Raw genomic sequence first — 14,196 nt, forward strand, 5'->3', positions numbered from 1 at the left:
TCACTGCGACTACGGATGACTGAATATCGCGACGCGGTTTGATAGTGCGCGCTCCATGCTGAGGCCACCGTTCACTGCAACAACAATGAGAGGAGCGTTTTTTGAATGTGCAATCGGTTTGAGGCCTGATGCACAACGATTGAGCGCGGGCTATCCAAGACCTCATCGGCGACGACGACGTTGCGCCGCACCGGCAGACAGTGCATGAAGTAGCCGTTATTGGTTCGTGCCATGATCTCAGGTGTGACGATCCAGTGTTTGTATTGTTGTCGCATCTGCCGTTCTTCGTCCAGGCGCCCATAGTAATGTCGGCTGCCCCAGCTCTTGGCATAGACGACCTCAGCGCCCCGGCAGGCTTCGGCCATATCATGCACGACGCGGACGCGACTCTGATTGAGCGCGGCCTGTCGCTGGACTTCAGCCATGATGTCCGGATCGAGTTCGTATTCCGGTGGATGAGCAATCGTCAGGTCCATGCCATATTGCGCCGTGACCAGCGCGAAGGTGTTAGGCACGGCCATCGGCAGCGGCTTGGGATGATAAGCCCACGTCAATACGACTTTGCGCTGGTCAACCGTGCCGAACTTCTCCTTGATCGTCATCACATCAGCCAGCCCCTGCAAGGGATGGTGCATGCTTGATTCGAGATTGAGAATCGGGACGTGGCTGTAGCGCTTGAAGGCGTTGATGACCAACTCCGCTTTGTCTTCGTCATAATCCTGCATCCGCGGAAACGACCGCACTCCGATGGCGTGGACATACGTGCCGAGCACCGCTGCCGCTTCTTTGATGTGTTCGGTTTTGTCGCCGTCCATGACCACACCCTCACGGTATTCCAGCGACCATGTGCCTTGGCCAACGTCAAGCACGACCGGCACGCCGCCCAATTGCTGAATCGCCACAATCATCGAAGCGCGCGTTCGCAGCGATGGATTGAAGAAGACCAACGCCACACTTTTGCCGGCCAGTGGCAGTCCAGGCGTGATCCATCCATGCTTGTGTTGAATGGCCAGGTCCAACAGCGCCGACAATTCAGGACGACTAAAATCGGTTGTCGCCAGAAATGAACGACCTTTCAACGACGCCAGTATCGGCGGCGCCGCTTGCGCAAAATCGGTGGCCTGTTTCATAGCAACTCCTCCTCTACCTGTGACAGGGCATTGATGAAGAGATCAATCTCTGGTTGACGAAGCGTCAGCGGCGGCAACACCCGCAACACATGCGGGTCATCGGCCAATCCGGTGAGGATACGACGCTGGAGCAAGCCTTGCTGGAACGCCGCTGCCGGTTGCTTGAAGCGAATTCCTAAAAGGAATCCCAGCCCGGTGATCTGCTCAACGCTGGACAGTGCTTGACAGCGTTCCATCAAGTAACGGCTCTGCTGGCGCACGTTGTCCAACAATTGTTCCTGCGCGATGACCTCAAGTGTGGCCGTCAACGCCGCGCAAGCCAGCGGCCCGCCACCAAACGTCGTTCCAAAGTCGCCATAGCCGACGCGCGACGCGATGGCCTCGGTGACCAGCACGGCGCCCATCGGCACGCCGCTGGCGATGCCTTTGGCCAATGTCATAATGTCGGGCGTGACGCCCCAGCGTGGCGCAAAGAAAAATTCGCCGGTGCGCCCCATGCCGGTCTGGACCTCATCGTAGATCAACAGCGCGCCATATTGATTACACAGCCGCCGCAATCCTTGGTAGAACTCGGCTGACGCCATGCGAACGCCAGCCATGCTTTGAATCGGCTCCAGAAGAACGCCGGCCACGGTCTCATTCATCTTGGCGGCGACGGCCTGCAAATCGCCAAACGGAACGTGATGGTGATCAGGCACGAGCGGGGCAATGCCCTTGTGATATTTGCTTGAGCCGGTAGCGCTCAGCGCCGCCATCGTTCGCCCGTGAAAACCGCCTTCAAACGAGATGATGCCTGTTCGGCCGGTCAGTTTTCGCGCCAGCTTGATCGCGTTTTCATTGGCCTCAGCGCCCGAGTTCACAAAAAAGACTTTGCTCAATCCGACGGGGGCAATCTCAATCAGTTTCTGAACCGCTTCAGCGCGAGCGTCGTTGTAAACCAGGTTTGAGTAGAAAATCAGTTTTTCCACCTGCCGCTGAATCGCGGCCACAACCCGCCGATGGCAATGACCAGTAACAGCGACGGCATGGCCGCCATACAAGTCCAAATAACGCTCCCCCTGATCGGTCAACAGCCACACATCATCGCCACGCTCGATGACCAGAGGGAATTTCTTGTAGGTCGGCAGTTGAAAGCGGTCTTCAAGCTGACGCACGTGTTCGCTCATGGATGACTCCCCGGCCAGATCAACCCGGTCTGTTCTTCAAGTCCAAACATCAGGTTCATGTTTTGCACAGCTTGTCCGGCAGCCCCTTTGACCAGGTTGTCAATGGCGACAAACACGATCAGGTCATCGCCGCTGACTGCCCAACCGATGTCAACAAAGTTTGTGTTCTTGACCCAATTGACATCAGGCGAGCCGTCAATCAGCCGAACAAAGAAACAGTCGCGATAGTAGCGGCTCATCACATCCCCGATGTGGCCGGCTCTCATCGGAGTTTGCAGTGTGGCGTAGATCGAAGCAAAAATGCCTCGTACCATCGGCGCCGAGTGCGTCTGAAAAATCAGCCCGTCCTGCCACTGAGGATCGAGCGACCGCAGTGTTTGAACGATTTCAGGCCGATGCTGGTGCGCAAAGGTCTTGTACGCGAAAAAGCTGTTGACCCGCTTCGGATGATGCGTGTTCGCTGTCGGTTTAGCGCCGGAGCCAGATGAACCCGTCTTCGCATCTACGATGATCTTGCCACGCAACAGACGATGCGCAACCAACGGAGCCAATCCAAGCAACGTGGCCGTGGCAAAGCAACCGGGATTGGCCACGCAGCGCGCCTTTGCAATCTGACGAGCATGGAGCTCGCTGAGTCCATAAACAAATTCCTTTTGTTGAGCGATGGCTGTGTGCGCCTGTCCGTAGTGTTGCTCAAACAGAGCAGCATCGTTCAATCGGAAGTCGCCGCCCAGATCAATGATCTTGACCGATGCCGGCAAGCGCGGAACCAATTTCATGCTCTCGCCGTGAGGCAAGCCGAGGAAGAGGCAGTCAAGTTCGTTCAGCCGATCCGTGATGACCGTCTCAGTAAAGACAAGGTCGGTCAGCCGCCGCAAATTCGGATGAACCTGATCAACGCGCTTGCCCGCGTGCTCGTGCGCGGTGACCAGCTTGACTTCAACGTTGGGATGAAACAATAAAATCCTCAACAGCTCGCTGCCGCCGTAGCCTGACCCACCCAGAATGCCTACGCTGATTTTAACCATGCGTCCACTTTCTCCCGAACAATGGCAAACAGCGATTCGCCTCCGTTGAGCGCGTTGGCAGCAGGAATGCCGAATTCGCGCTCGATGAATTCGATCCCCATCTGACTGTCAGTAGTGGAGCCGGTGATGACGTGAATCTCGATGCCGCGTTGCCGCAGAAGCTGGATGCCACCCCACGCTCCGACGAAATCGCTGGCGCAAAAGACCAGTGCCGAGCAAAATCGCATGAAACTTGCATCATCGAACGCGGTGCCGACCTGATACCCACCAAGCAACCCGTCGCCCAGCTCCAGCACGATGACATCCGGCCGCACCGTGTTCAAATGGCTCACGATCGTTTTCGCAATGGGCGCGATGTCAGGCAGTCCAACGGTCGAAGGATACCCACAGTCGAGAAAGCTCAGCGTTTTGACGGCGCCGTGATCGCGCATGTTGAGCGTATCGCGCAGGCAGGCCACGCCGGTCAGCTTGCCAGCGGCTACGCGATAACCATGCCGAGTGAAATGCTTGATCAGTTCGGCAGCGGCTTGCGTTTTTCCTGAGTTCATGCAAGTGCCGGCGATCAAGACAATGGGCGCGCTGCTGTTCAACTGCTCAATGGTGTCAATTGCTGACTGACCGATATTCAGCACCTGCCCATCACGCATGGCGACGCCGAGCAATTCAGCTTCAATCGGATTACCCAGTGCATGGTGATGGCCCGTGCATCGTCCGATGACACCGCCCAGATTCAAGATGTGCAACCGATCGCCCGGCGCTACACGCGCCGGCACGTCCCCGACAAATCCTTTGAGCGCCTTTCGACGCCCCAGCACACCAACAATGATGTCGTGGGGATTGATACGCGCCAATCGGCCGCTGGTCAGCTCAAGCTGATTGTAGGTGGCGCTGTCGGTCAGCGTGCGAACGACAACGACATCACCGATGCGTGGCTCGGCTGGGAAGCCGATCTCGACTTCTTCATCCAACGCCAAATTGACCGTCGCTGAGGCGATTTTGTCAACGCGAATGACGGTTGGCAGCGAGCTGACAAGCGGGATGGCCTGCGGGCAGACAGCATACTCAGTGTTCATGGGGCGTGACCTCCGTGGCAAGATGGTAGCGAGCGGCGGAATCACCAAGCAGCGCCTGCAACTTCAGCCGCAGCGCATTGAGCTTGATGAATCCTTCGGCATCGCGTTGCTGATAAACCTCGTCCGCTTCAAACGTGACGTGGTCGTGCGAATACAACGAACGCGGCGCTTTCCGGCCAACAATCATGCAATTTCCTCTGTAGAGCTTGACGCGCACCGTGCCGGTGACATTTCGCTGTGTTTGTTCAATCATGGACCTCAACAACGCGAATTCAGGCGAGAACCAGAAGCCATAGTAGATGCATTCGGCAATCTTTGTGCCTAACGTGTCTCGCAGGCGCATGACTTCGCGGTCCAGTGTGATGGATTCCAACGCGCGATGCGCCGCGTGCAGGATCGTCACACCGGGCGTTTCGTATACGCCGCGCGATTTCATGCCGACAAACCGATTCTCCACCATATCCACGCGCCCAATGCCATGTTCGCCGCCAATGCTGTTGAGCGTTTGCAGCAAGGCCGCTGGTTCAAACGGTTGGCCATCGAGAGAAACGGGCACGCCTTCAATGAAGTCAATCTCCAGATAGGCCGGCGTCGGTGCTGCTTGTTCGGGCGATTTGGTGAGTAAGAAAATGTCTTCCGGCGGCTCCAACCAAGGGTCTTCCAGAATGCCGCCTTCATAACTGCTGTGCATCAGATTCCGATCAATCGAATAGGGCCTCGCTTTGCTGGCGGCCACCGGAATCCGGTGTTGTTCGGCGTATTCGATCAATTCAGTGCGCGAACGGAACGGCCACTGCCGCCAGGGCGCGATCACCGTGATGGTCGGTTCCAGCGCGTAGTATGTCAATTCAAAGCGCACTTGATCGTTGCCTTTACCAGTCGCCCCGTGCGCCACAGCATCGGCCCCTTCACGACGGGCAATTTCAATCTGTCTCTTGGCGATCAACGGGCGAGCCAACGATGTGCCCATCAAATAACACCCTTCGTAGACAGCATTGGCTTTCACCGCCGTGAAGACAAAATCACGCACGAATTCGTCTTTGAGGTCTTCAATGTAGATTTTTGACGCGCCGGTGCGCAACGCTTTCTCATGCAAGCCGCTGAGCTCCTCCTCTTGTCCAACGTCGGCTGTGAAACAGACGACCTCGCAGCCGTACTGCTGCTTGAGCCAGTGGAGCATGACCGAGGTGTCTAATCCACCCGAATAGGCTAACACGATTTTATTGACTTGTTGTGTGTGCGTCATGAGCGTTTCCTTTTGAAGAGATTAAGAATTTGCTTGATGGCGCGACTTTGAGCCTCGCGATTCTTGACGGCGACGAAAATCGTATCGTCGCCGGCAACCGTCCCGACAACCTCCGGCAACTGCGCCTGATCAATGCGGACGGCGACGACCGACGCTTGTCCCGCCGCTGTCTTCAAAACGATCAGATGGTCGCCAGCAGTGTCCGCTTCCAATACGTCAACGAGCGGCGACTCGCCTCGTTCTAAGTGAGGCAGCCGATACGTGCCCCCCAGCTTGATGATGCCCAGTTCCGTAAGGTCACGCGAGATGCTCGATTGCGTCGCGACAATGCCCAGTTGCTTCAAACGGCGCTGCAATTGCGCTTGCGTAGACGCCGGTTTGGCCCGGATGATCTCCAGCAAGGTGCGTTGTCGTTCTCTCTTGTCGAGATGTGTCTGCATAATATGCACCTTTTCTGCATGAACGCGAAAAAGATGCATACTTATACGGCAACGTTGGCTCGTTTGTCAACGAGCCATCTCATATTGGTGAAATTCATTGCTGGGGTGGCGTGAGCCTGAGCCTGCGTGATGTGCGCCGGTCGCCACGTGGCGACTGGCGGGCGTGGCAGTGTTGAGACCATTGTCTGGAAGCCGCGCCAGTGCATTTCCGAGAGGGTGGGCTCAGAGCGAAGCCGGTTTACATACCAGCTCGGTGTGTTGCCTGCGTCGCGCTGTTGCCCTCTGTTTGGGATTTCAATCAAATGTTATATCATTCTTGACAATCTCCCCATTTTGACCTAAGAATATGCACCGCACGTTGAGCTGTTAAAACTAATCGGGAGGTTGCTTATGAAGCACAAAGCGCTGTGTTGGATTTCAGCGGTGTTGGTGATGACGGTGACCGTCTGTTCGGCGGCGGCGAGCGGACCCAGTCATTGGGCTGGCCAAGGCGGTTCGACAATCCAGATCGCTGACTATTATCCATTGCACGAAAACGATACGTGGACCTATCAAGTCAAAGATTACCGTGCTGACGGGCAAATTTATTACCGGCTCAGTCGGCAAGCTGTCAAAGGCGAAGCGACGATTGGGGACCGGATTACGGCGAAGAAGTTGGTGGATGATCGAGGCTTCTATTATCTGGTCTCAGCGGATGCGCAGAAGCTGGTCATCTATGGACAGAATGAAGGGCGTGGCGATGTGACGTACAATCCGCCTTACACGGTGGTGAACGTCAGCTATGAGTCGGGGCGACCATATCAAATGCCGCACGTTCCCTCCGTTGGTCAACCGGTTTTCTCCGAAGCGACCGTATATGGTTTTGAGAGTGTCGAAGTGCCGGCAGGGCGATTCAAAGATTGCCTCAAGGTTCGCTTCCAGTTCACCCGGCCATCCGGCGCGACGCATACGTTGACATCGTACTTGGCCAAGGGCGTGGGCGTGGTGAAGCAGATTCACGAGATTTATTCGCCGGCGGCGAATCAGACGCTTCGATCTGAGCACGAGCTGCTGAATGGAGTCGTCAACGGCGCTCCGATTGGCGGCGACTCGGCGGTGACGGTCAAAATCGCTGAGTACTTCCCCTTCCATCAAGGTGATAAGTGGACCTACGATTGGGAGTTCCGATTGCCGGATGGCACGGTTCGAAAGTTTGAGCGCACGCGACGCTTTGAAGGAACACGGTTCTTTGATGCCGGCGCAGCGTTCAAGCTCGTTGATGACACCGGCGAGGAGTATCAATACTATTCACTCGATCGTCGGACGGGCCTGCAAATCGTCGCTTCACGCGAGCGCGGCATGCGACAACAAGGAATTGAGTTCATGTACGACCCGCCGATGTTGCTCGGACGTGACGACATGGTGCTGGGCCGCGAATACAAATACACCAACGATGATGGACAAAACTTGATACATTTCACCACGCTGCTGGACGGCTTCCAACCGGTTACGACCCCAATGGGACGGTTTGAAAACTGCTTGCGCGTGTGTGTCAACTGGGAGACCAAGTCCAGTTCGGTGCGCAGCATCTACTACCTGGCTCGCGGCACTGGGATTGTGGCGTATGATTACGCCAACTACAACAAGGCGAATCGGCAGTTGATGATTGCATCGCATGGCCAGTTGAAACAAGCCACGATCAATAATCACACGGTGAGCACGGCGGCTGAAGCGTCGGCTTTGTGGGACAAAATGGTCGCCGAATTGAATGCGGCCTCAGAAGACCCCGAAGCGCGACGACTGTTTAAGGAGGCCAGCTTGAATCGGTATGTGTGGGACGCCAAGCTCGGTTTCCGTGGTTTTGAAGCCGATTTCATCATGCGGGTTGATGGCGGGCCGCCGACCAAGGGGCGCGTCATCTGCGCTCCCAATTTGAAGATCACGATTGATCATCCCGATCCAAAGATCCGTGCGCTGGCGCACGTCGAGATGAGCCAGTTTGTGACACACCGTGAGCCACGCGTGCCGTTTGATGATTGGTATGGCCCTGATCGCGCCAAGTTCAAGCTCGGTCGGATGACCCCGGAAGGTCGTGAGATTCTCGTTGAAGGCGACTCGATGGGTTCCAACTACATCATCGCCGATAAAATGGTGAAGTATCTCAGCCGTAATGTGGACCGGCTCGATTTCACCATTCACAACCAAAAGCATTTCAACGCCGAAGACGGGCGCTACATCACGACCGACTACAGCGTCACTTTCTACAAGAAAGGCACTAAAGAAGAAGTGGGCCGAGCTGAATTCAAGGACATGTACGTGAAGAAAGGCCCCTATTGGGTGCCGAAAGGGCGCATCCATCGCTCAACGTTGCAGGGCGAGCCGGCCCTGGTTGAGATGGAAATTATTAATTTGGAGTACCTCAAGTAAAGAGTGAGTGGGCAGTGAGTAGTGCCGTTTCGACTCTCACTGGCCACTCTCACTGACCCCTGTTTGTGGAGGAAGGCATGCAAAAAGGAAGAGTGATGAAGTTAATCATCTGTGCGGCGGCTCTCATCTTCATTGATGGGCTGTTTCACTGTCCGGTCTTGCGGGCGATGCCGCGCTTTCTGGAGTGGTATGAAGCCAGCCCCAACGCCCTCGCTGAATGGAAAGGTAAATGCACGCTGTGTCACGTCAACCAGGATGGTCGTGGGCCGCTCAATGAGTTCGGGCAAGCGTTCGCCGATCATGGTTTTCGGTTCACGCCGGAACTGGCTCAAGCTTTTCCCGATCGCTTTGCCGGCGTCGCTCGGCCTGAGGTAGCTGCGGCCAAGCCGACGGTGGATGCTAAAGAAATTTTCATGCGAGACTGCGCGGCATGTCACGGGGAAGACGGCAAAGGGACACTTCCCAATGTGCCCGATTGGACTGATGCTCAGTGGCAGCGGAAGGTGACCGATGCACAGATGACTGCGACCATTAAAACCGGAAAGGGACTCATGCCGGGCTGGAAAGACCAACTGAGCGATGAGGCCATCGCGGCGCTTGTGAAGTACGTGCGCGGGTTTGGTAAAAAGTAATTCGGGTCAGAGCACTTGTCCTGCTTGACGAACAGGGATGTTCTGAGGCATGCTCAGAACGTCCCTTGTGTTTTCATGGGGTGTAGTTGAGGAAGCCCGGAACCGTCGGCGGTATGAGCCGGACTCATCATAAAGATCAGGTTGGAGGAGATTATGTTTAGAAAGAAACTCATCATGGGGGTTATTGCAGTCGGATTGTTGGCCGGCCATCAGCTTCCTGTGTCGCAGGGGCAAAGTGGTCACAATTTTGCTGGTGTGTGGCGATTGACGATTCAGTTTTCGCCTCAGCTCTCTCCGTTTGAGTATGCGGTGATCGCGCGCCCAAGCCCCGGTTATAAGCCTGAGGATTTCGGGCCTGTGCCCGATGATAAGTTTGGCGAAGGATTGGTCATTGGCCCTTGCTTTGCCGCCAAGGCAGCGGGGTTGACCTGGCGGCACACGCCGCGCATCGGCAGTCCGGCCACAGGCGTGAGCTTGACGTTTGAAGTGACCAGCGCGTCGTCCCCTTCAACTATCGTGATCCGAGGCAATTTCTCGCCTGATGGCAACAGGATTGTTGGCGGAAAGTGTATCGTGATTAGTGACAACACGGAGGCATCGCAGGTTCAGCCCGGCCAAGTGTTCGACGACAAGATCGGCCAGGTGGTCACACTGGTGCCCTACACGCTGGAACGAGTCCGGAGCATGTCCTGCGGCGGCGTTGACATTCCCTAAGCGTGCGTCTCCATGCACTCAAGCCGTCTGGTCGCGCGACGAGCTCGCCGACTAGACGGCCCGTTCCGTTCGACCACCGCATCGAAAGACCTGGCACTGGGGTTGCAGCACGCTCGCCGACAAGAGTGTAAAAGGGGGTTATCATGCGAACGCTAATCAAAAACGGTCGGATTGTGACCGCTGTGGACGATTATTATGGCGACATCCTCATTGAGGGTGAAAGAGTCACGCTGATTGGACAACGCCTCGATATACCCGCTGACCGCGTCATTGACGCCTCAGATAAGCTGGTCATACCGGGCGGGGTTGATCCCCATGTGCATCTGGAGTTGCCGTTCGGCGGGACGTATTCGTCCGACGACTTCCGCACTGGCACGATTGCGGCGGCTCATGGCGGAACAACGACGATTATTGATTTTGCCGTGCAGTACAAAGGCCAGTCGCTGATTGAAGGGCTTGACGCCTGGCATCGAAAAGCAGAAGGGAAGACGGCGATTGATTACAGCTTCCACCTGATTATCACTGACCTGCCGGATGCGCGCTTGCCTGAACTCAAGCAGGTGATCCTGAACGAAGGTGTGCCCAGCTTCAAGTTGTTCATGGCTTATCCCGGCGTCTTCCTGGTTGACGATGGCACGATTTTCAAAGCGATGCTCACGGCTGGACAGGCTGGCGGGTTGGTCTGCATGCATGCGGAAAACGGGGTGGTGATTGATGTGCTGGTTCAACGCGCGCTGGCTGAAGGCAAGACAGCGCCCAAGTATCACGCGCTGACCCGTTCGCCAAAAGCTGAAGCAGAAGGCACCGGGCGAGCTATTGCCATTGCTGAGATGGCTGGTTCGCCGGTTTACATTGTGCATCTCAGTTGCGCCGATGCGCTCAACAAGGTGCGAGAAGCGCGCGACCTGGGGCTGCCCGCGTATGCTGAGACGTGTCCGCAGTATCTCTTCTTGGATTACTCCTTGTACGAACAAGAAGGCTTTGAAGGCGCCAAGTACGTCATGACACCGCCGCTGCGCGAAAAATGGCATCAGGACGAATTGTGGAAAGGACTTCGCATGGATGACCTGCAAGTTGTCTCCACCGACCATTGCCCGTTCTGCTTCAAGGAACAGAAAGAGCTGGGACGAAACGATTTCAGCAAAATTCCCAACGGTGGTCCCGGCATTGAGCATCGCGTCAGTTTGATCTACAACGGCGGCGTGGTTGGCGGTCGCATCAGTTTGAATCGTTTTGTTGAGCTTGTCTCCACGGCGCCGGCCAAGATGTTCGGTCTCTTTCCGCGAAAGGGCACCATTGCCATCGGCTCAGATGCTGACATCGTCATTTTTGATCCACATCGGGAAGTGACATTGAGCGCGGCGACGCATCACATGAACGTTGATTACAGCGCCTATGAAGGCATGAAGGTCAAAGGTACGACCGACGTGGTGCTCTCACGCGGCAAGGTGATTATTGAGGGCGGTCAGTATGTGGGCACGCCCGGCGAAGGACGGTTTCTCAAACGTTCGACATTTAGCCCGGTGTAGCTTCTTACGGCAGCGCCCTGCTGATCTATCATCTGCCTGATGCTGCTGGTCAGGCAAGGAGTTTCCGTCTTCAAACTTTCCCCAGCTATAGGCCAAAGACAAAGCAGACAATCAGCGACCCTATCGTTTATCCGTTCTGTTGTGATTGGTCGGTGAGCGAGGGTCTGCTTGCTGCTTGCAGGTATTGAACCAGCAAGCCATGAAAATGGTGGACGCCGTTCTCTCGTTTGACAGAGTAGCGCCCGCTCCTGTAGGTGCGCGAGCGCAAGCCGCGTTGTACGGCTTCACAGATGGCGATGTCTTCGACCTGAATTTCATCGCTGAACGCCACTGTTTCCTGAATGCGTTGCTGCACATCTGGTCTCTCTGGATTGAGGAAGTACCATTCAAAGACGGTAAGGGTGCGCTCTGGGCCTAGTGGCACAATGAGGTTGGTTGAATAATTGTCGGGATAGACGTTGAGCATCAGATTGGGGAAGACCCAGAAGTAACGAGCTTGGCTCTCAGCGTCGGAATCCCCGCGCCGCAGTCGTGGTTTATTAGTTGGTTTGATAGGCGCATGTTGAATGGAGTAATACGATTTTGTTTCGGTGCGATACTGCGCGTAATCGAGTTGTTGCATGAGTGATGGATGAACGATAGGAATATGGTAACCTTCGAGGTAGTTATCAACGTAGACTTTCCAGTTGCATTCAATGTACCAATCGCGTCGCGCGGCCAATGTCATCTGCGCCAGGTCGGTGTGACCGAGCTGTGCGGGCAGGTCTTCGAGCGTGTGTGCCAGGGGTAAAGCCTCAGGATCGAGATTGACGAAGACGAGTCCGTTCCAGGTTTCGATGCGAAATGCTGGCAAGCCGAAGGCCTCTTTGTTGAAGTGTTGCACGCCGTCGAATTCCGGTGTGCCGAGCAATCGTCCATCGAGCGAATAGGTCCAGCCGTGATAGCCGCACTGAAACGCTTTGCAGTGACCTTCGGCTCGGGCAACCGGTCCGGCGCGATGGCGGCAGACGTTCGACAGCGCGCGCAGTTGACCGTCGGCGCCGCGCACGACAATGATCGGTTCATTGGCGACGGTGGTAGTGAAGTAATCGCCCGGCGCGTTGACGCGCTCGTGGTGTCCGACCAGTTGCCAGGTGCGCGCAAAGATATGGCTCATTTCGCGCTCAAGCATAGTCGGGTCAACATACCAGTGAGACGGCAGAGTTAATGCCGTGGCAAGCTGCTCATCAAACACGAAGTCGTCTGGTTGCATAGTTCGTCAATAGAGTCCGTCAATATGAAACCGCGTCCTGGCGGGATTGTCAATTGACCGGTCGTGTGCGTTGCGTACATCTGACCGACTGCGATAAGCTAGCGCTGGCTCATGATGCCTTCACAAACACCCGAACGGAGCCAGTTGCTCCGTCAATTGAGCTTGCTTGATTCGATCATGATCAACGCCGGCGTGATGATCGGCTCAGCCATTTTTCTCGTTCCCGCTACCATTGCTCAGCAGGTTGAAACCCCTTGGCTAATGCTCGCGGTGTGGCTGGTTGCCGGCCTGCTGTCGCTATGCGGCGCATTGGCGTTTGCCGAGCTGAGCGCCATGATGCCTGCTTCGGGCGGCGCCGTCGTCTATTTGAGCGAGGCGTATCATCCATTCTGGGGCTACCTGTATGGTTGGACCGTATTCGCGGTCATCCAGACCGCCTCGATTGCCGCCGTGGCCGTGGCATTGGCGACGTATGTCGGTTATTTCATCGCGCTGACCCCATGGATGATCAAACTCATTTCGATTCTGATCATCTTGTTTCTCTCGTGGCTCAACGGGCTGGGTGTGAAGCAAGGCGCACACATGCAGAATGTCTCCACGTTGTTGAAAGTCGGGTTGCTGCTGATCATCATCGTCGCCTGTTTGATCGGCCCGCGCGAAGGTGTAGCCGATTTTTCCACGTGGTGGCCAGCTACGCCTCAGACCACTCTGTTGAGTCAATTCGGACTGGCCATCATGGCAGCATTGTGGGCATACGACGGTTGGATCAGTATCACCTATGTGGGCGGAGAGGTCAGGCAGCCTGACCGATTCTTGCCGCGTTCGATCACGTTTTCAGTTCTCATTGTGATCGTGTTGTATGCGTTGGTCAATCTCGCTTATAGCATTTCGCTGCCGATGGCTTCGATGGCCCAATCAGAACGAGTCGCCGCGACAGCCGTCCAGCAGGCTGTGGGACCGTGGGGCGGCGCATTGGTCGCATTGGCAGTGATCGTCTCGTGCTGGGCGGCGGTCAACGGTATGATCCTGTCAGGTGGGCGGGTGTATTACGCGATGGCTGTCGAAGGCCTCTTCTTCAAGCGACTGGCCTCACTGCATCCAACTCGCCACACGCCGGTTGCTTCACTCTATGTGCAAGGTCTCTGGGCCAGCCTCATCGCGTTGACAGGAACCTATGATCAGCTCTTCACCTATGTCATCTTCGATTCCTGGTTCTTTTATGCGATGGGTGGCGCGGCGGTGTTGATACTGAGGCACAAGCAGCCTGATCGCGCGCGAGCGTATCGCACATGGGGATACCCTTATGTGCCGATTCTATTCGTCGGCCTATCGCTGGTGTTATTGATCAACACACTTGTGTCGGACCCGCGCGATGCATCTATCGGCATAGGGATTGCCTTGCTGGGTGTGCCGGGATATATTGCTTGGTCTAAGAAACCTGTTATGTCGGAGCCGCCGTTGCAGCGTCAATGACGATGTCACCGGTTAGGTGAAAAACTGACGGTCACTGGTTGAATCAGAGAACGCGCCGTTGCAGCGTCAATGACGACGTTACAGGTTATGTGAAGGAGGAATGCAAG

12 protein-coding genes are annotated in these 14,196 nt (G+C 55.9%); 5 read left to right on the top strand and 7 right to left on the bottom strand.

The annotated features are described in order from the left end of the window. Window positions 1-71: 71 nt before the first annotated feature. From NZ823_11440 to NZ823_11465, 6 genes are read right to left on the bottom strand one after another with little or no spacing between them, the layout of a single operon-like run. Window positions 72-1,130: an N-acetylornithine carbamoyltransferase gene (locus NZ823_11440; protein MCS6805739.1), complete on the bottom strand. Its 1,059-nt coding sequence runs from the start codon at window positions 1,128-1,130 to the stop codon at window positions 72-74. Continuing rightward, on the bottom strand, window positions 1,127-2,296 hold the full coding sequence (locus NZ823_11445; GenBank protein ID MCS6805740.1) for an acetylornithine transaminase: 1,170 nt from the start codon (window positions 2,294-2,296) through the stop codon (window positions 1,127-1,129). Before NZ823_11445 ends, NZ823_11440 begins: the two co-directional genes overlap by 4 nt. Further along, window positions 2,293-3,324 carry an N-acetyl-gamma-glutamyl-phosphate reductase gene (gene argC / locus NZ823_11450; protein MCS6805741.1) on the bottom strand — a complete coding sequence of 344 codons (1,032 nt, stop codon included), beginning with the start codon at window positions 3,322-3,324 and terminating at the stop codon, window positions 2,293-2,295. The genes NZ823_11445 and argC overlap by 4 nt, the downstream gene beginning before the upstream one ends. Continuing rightward, entirely contained in the window at window positions 3,306-4,397 is a 1,092-nt protein-coding gene (locus NZ823_11455; protein MCS6805742.1) for a hypothetical protein, read from the bottom strand. Before NZ823_11455 ends, argC begins: the two co-directional genes overlap by 19 nt. Beyond that, window positions 4,387-5,643, bottom strand: a complete 1,257-nt coding sequence (locus NZ823_11460; GenBank protein MCS6805743.1) for an argininosuccinate synthase — start codon at window positions 5,641-5,643, stop codon at window positions 4,387-4,389. Before NZ823_11460 ends, NZ823_11455 begins: the two co-directional genes overlap by 11 nt. Beyond that, window positions 5,640-6,083, bottom strand: coding sequence for an arginine repressor (locus NZ823_11465; protein MCS6805744.1), 444 nt, complete (start codon window positions 6,081-6,083; stop codon window positions 5,640-5,642). The genes NZ823_11460 and NZ823_11465 overlap by 4 nt, the downstream gene beginning before the upstream one ends. A gap of 390 nt (window positions 6,084-6,473) precedes the next feature. On the opposite strand from NZ823_11465, the gene NZ823_11470 reads away from it, so the two are divergent. From NZ823_11470 to hydA, 4 genes are all read left to right on the top strand, one after another. Beyond that, entirely contained in the window at window positions 6,474-8,489 is a 2,016-nt protein-coding gene (locus NZ823_11470; GenBank protein MCS6805745.1) for a DUF3386 domain-containing protein, read from the top strand. 77 nt (window positions 8,490-8,566) lie between these two features. Next, entirely contained in the window at window positions 8,567-9,121 is a 555-nt protein-coding gene (locus NZ823_11475; protein MCS6805746.1) for a c-type cytochrome, read from the top strand. Between the two features lie 153 nt (window positions 9,122-9,274). Beyond that, window positions 9,275-9,835 (top strand): hypothetical protein, encoded by a 561-nt coding sequence (locus NZ823_11480; GenBank protein MCS6805747.1) that lies wholly within the window; start codon window positions 9,275-9,277, stop codon window positions 9,833-9,835. Window positions 9,836-9,978: 143 nt separating this feature from the next. Further along, on the top strand, window positions 9,979-11,364 hold the full coding sequence (hydA, locus tag NZ823_11485; GenBank protein ID MCS6805748.1) for a dihydropyrimidinase: 1,386 nt from the start codon (window positions 9,979-9,981) through the stop codon (window positions 11,362-11,364). 127 nt (window positions 11,365-11,491) lie between these two features. Here the strand turns inward: hydA and NZ823_11490 are convergent, their stop codons facing one another. Continuing rightward, window positions 11,492-12,616, bottom strand: coding sequence for a Rieske 2Fe-2S domain-containing protein (locus NZ823_11490; protein MCS6805749.1), 1,125 nt, complete (start codon window positions 12,614-12,616; stop codon window positions 11,492-11,494). A gap of 111 nt (window positions 12,617-12,727) precedes the next feature. On the opposite strand from NZ823_11490, the gene NZ823_11495 reads away from it, so the two are divergent. Then, window positions 12,728-14,089 carry an amino acid permease gene (locus NZ823_11495; GenBank protein MCS6805750.1) on the top strand — a complete coding sequence of 454 codons (1,362 nt, stop codon included), beginning with the start codon at window positions 12,728-12,730 and terminating at the stop codon, window positions 14,087-14,089. The last annotated feature ends 107 nt before the right edge of the window (window positions 14,090-14,196 follow it).

The organism is Blastocatellia bacterium (assembly GCA_025054955.1).
In the GTDB taxonomy this organism is placed as follows: Bacteria; Acidobacteriota; Blastocatellia; order HR10; family J050; genus JANWZE01.

Coding starts and splice junctions, on each gene's coding strand:
- NZ823_11495 (MCS6805750.1), top strand. CDS start 12,728: ATGATGCCTTCACAAACACCCGAACGGAGCCAGTTGCTCCGTCAATTG.
- NZ823_11490 (MCS6805749.1), bottom strand. CDS start 12,616: ATGCAACCAGACGACTTCGTGTTTGATGAGCAGCTTGCCACGGCATTA.
- hydA (MCS6805748.1), top strand. CDS start 9,979: ATGCGAACGCTAATCAAAAACGGTCGGATTGTGACCGCTGTGGACGAT.
- NZ823_11455 (MCS6805742.1), bottom strand. CDS start 4,397: ATGAACACTGAGTATGCTGTCTGCCCGCAGGCCATCCCGCTTGTCAGC.
- NZ823_11460 (MCS6805743.1), bottom strand. CDS start 5,643: ATGACGCACACACAACAAGTCAATAAAATCGTGTTAGCCTATTCGGGT.
- NZ823_11440 (MCS6805739.1), bottom strand. CDS start 1,130: ATGAAACAGGCCACCGATTTTGCGCAAGCGGCGCCGCCGATACTGGCG.
- NZ823_11445 (MCS6805740.1), bottom strand. CDS start 2,296: ATGAGCGAACACGTGCGTCAGCTTGAAGACCGCTTTCAACTGCCGACC.
- NZ823_11480 (MCS6805747.1), top strand. CDS start 9,275: ATGTTTAGAAAGAAACTCATCATGGGGGTTATTGCAGTCGGATTGTTG.
- NZ823_11465 (MCS6805744.1), bottom strand. CDS start 6,083: ATGCAGACACATCTCGACAAGAGAGAACGACAACGCACCTTGCTGGAG.
- argC (MCS6805741.1), bottom strand. CDS start 3,324: ATGGTTAAAATCAGCGTAGGCATTCTGGGTGGGTCAGGCTACGGCGGC.
- NZ823_11470 (MCS6805745.1), top strand. CDS start 6,474: ATGAAGCACAAAGCGCTGTGTTGGATTTCAGCGGTGTTGGTGATGACG.
- NZ823_11475 (MCS6805746.1), top strand. CDS start 8,567: ATGCAAAAAGGAAGAGTGATGAAGTTAATCATCTGTGCGGCGGCTCTC.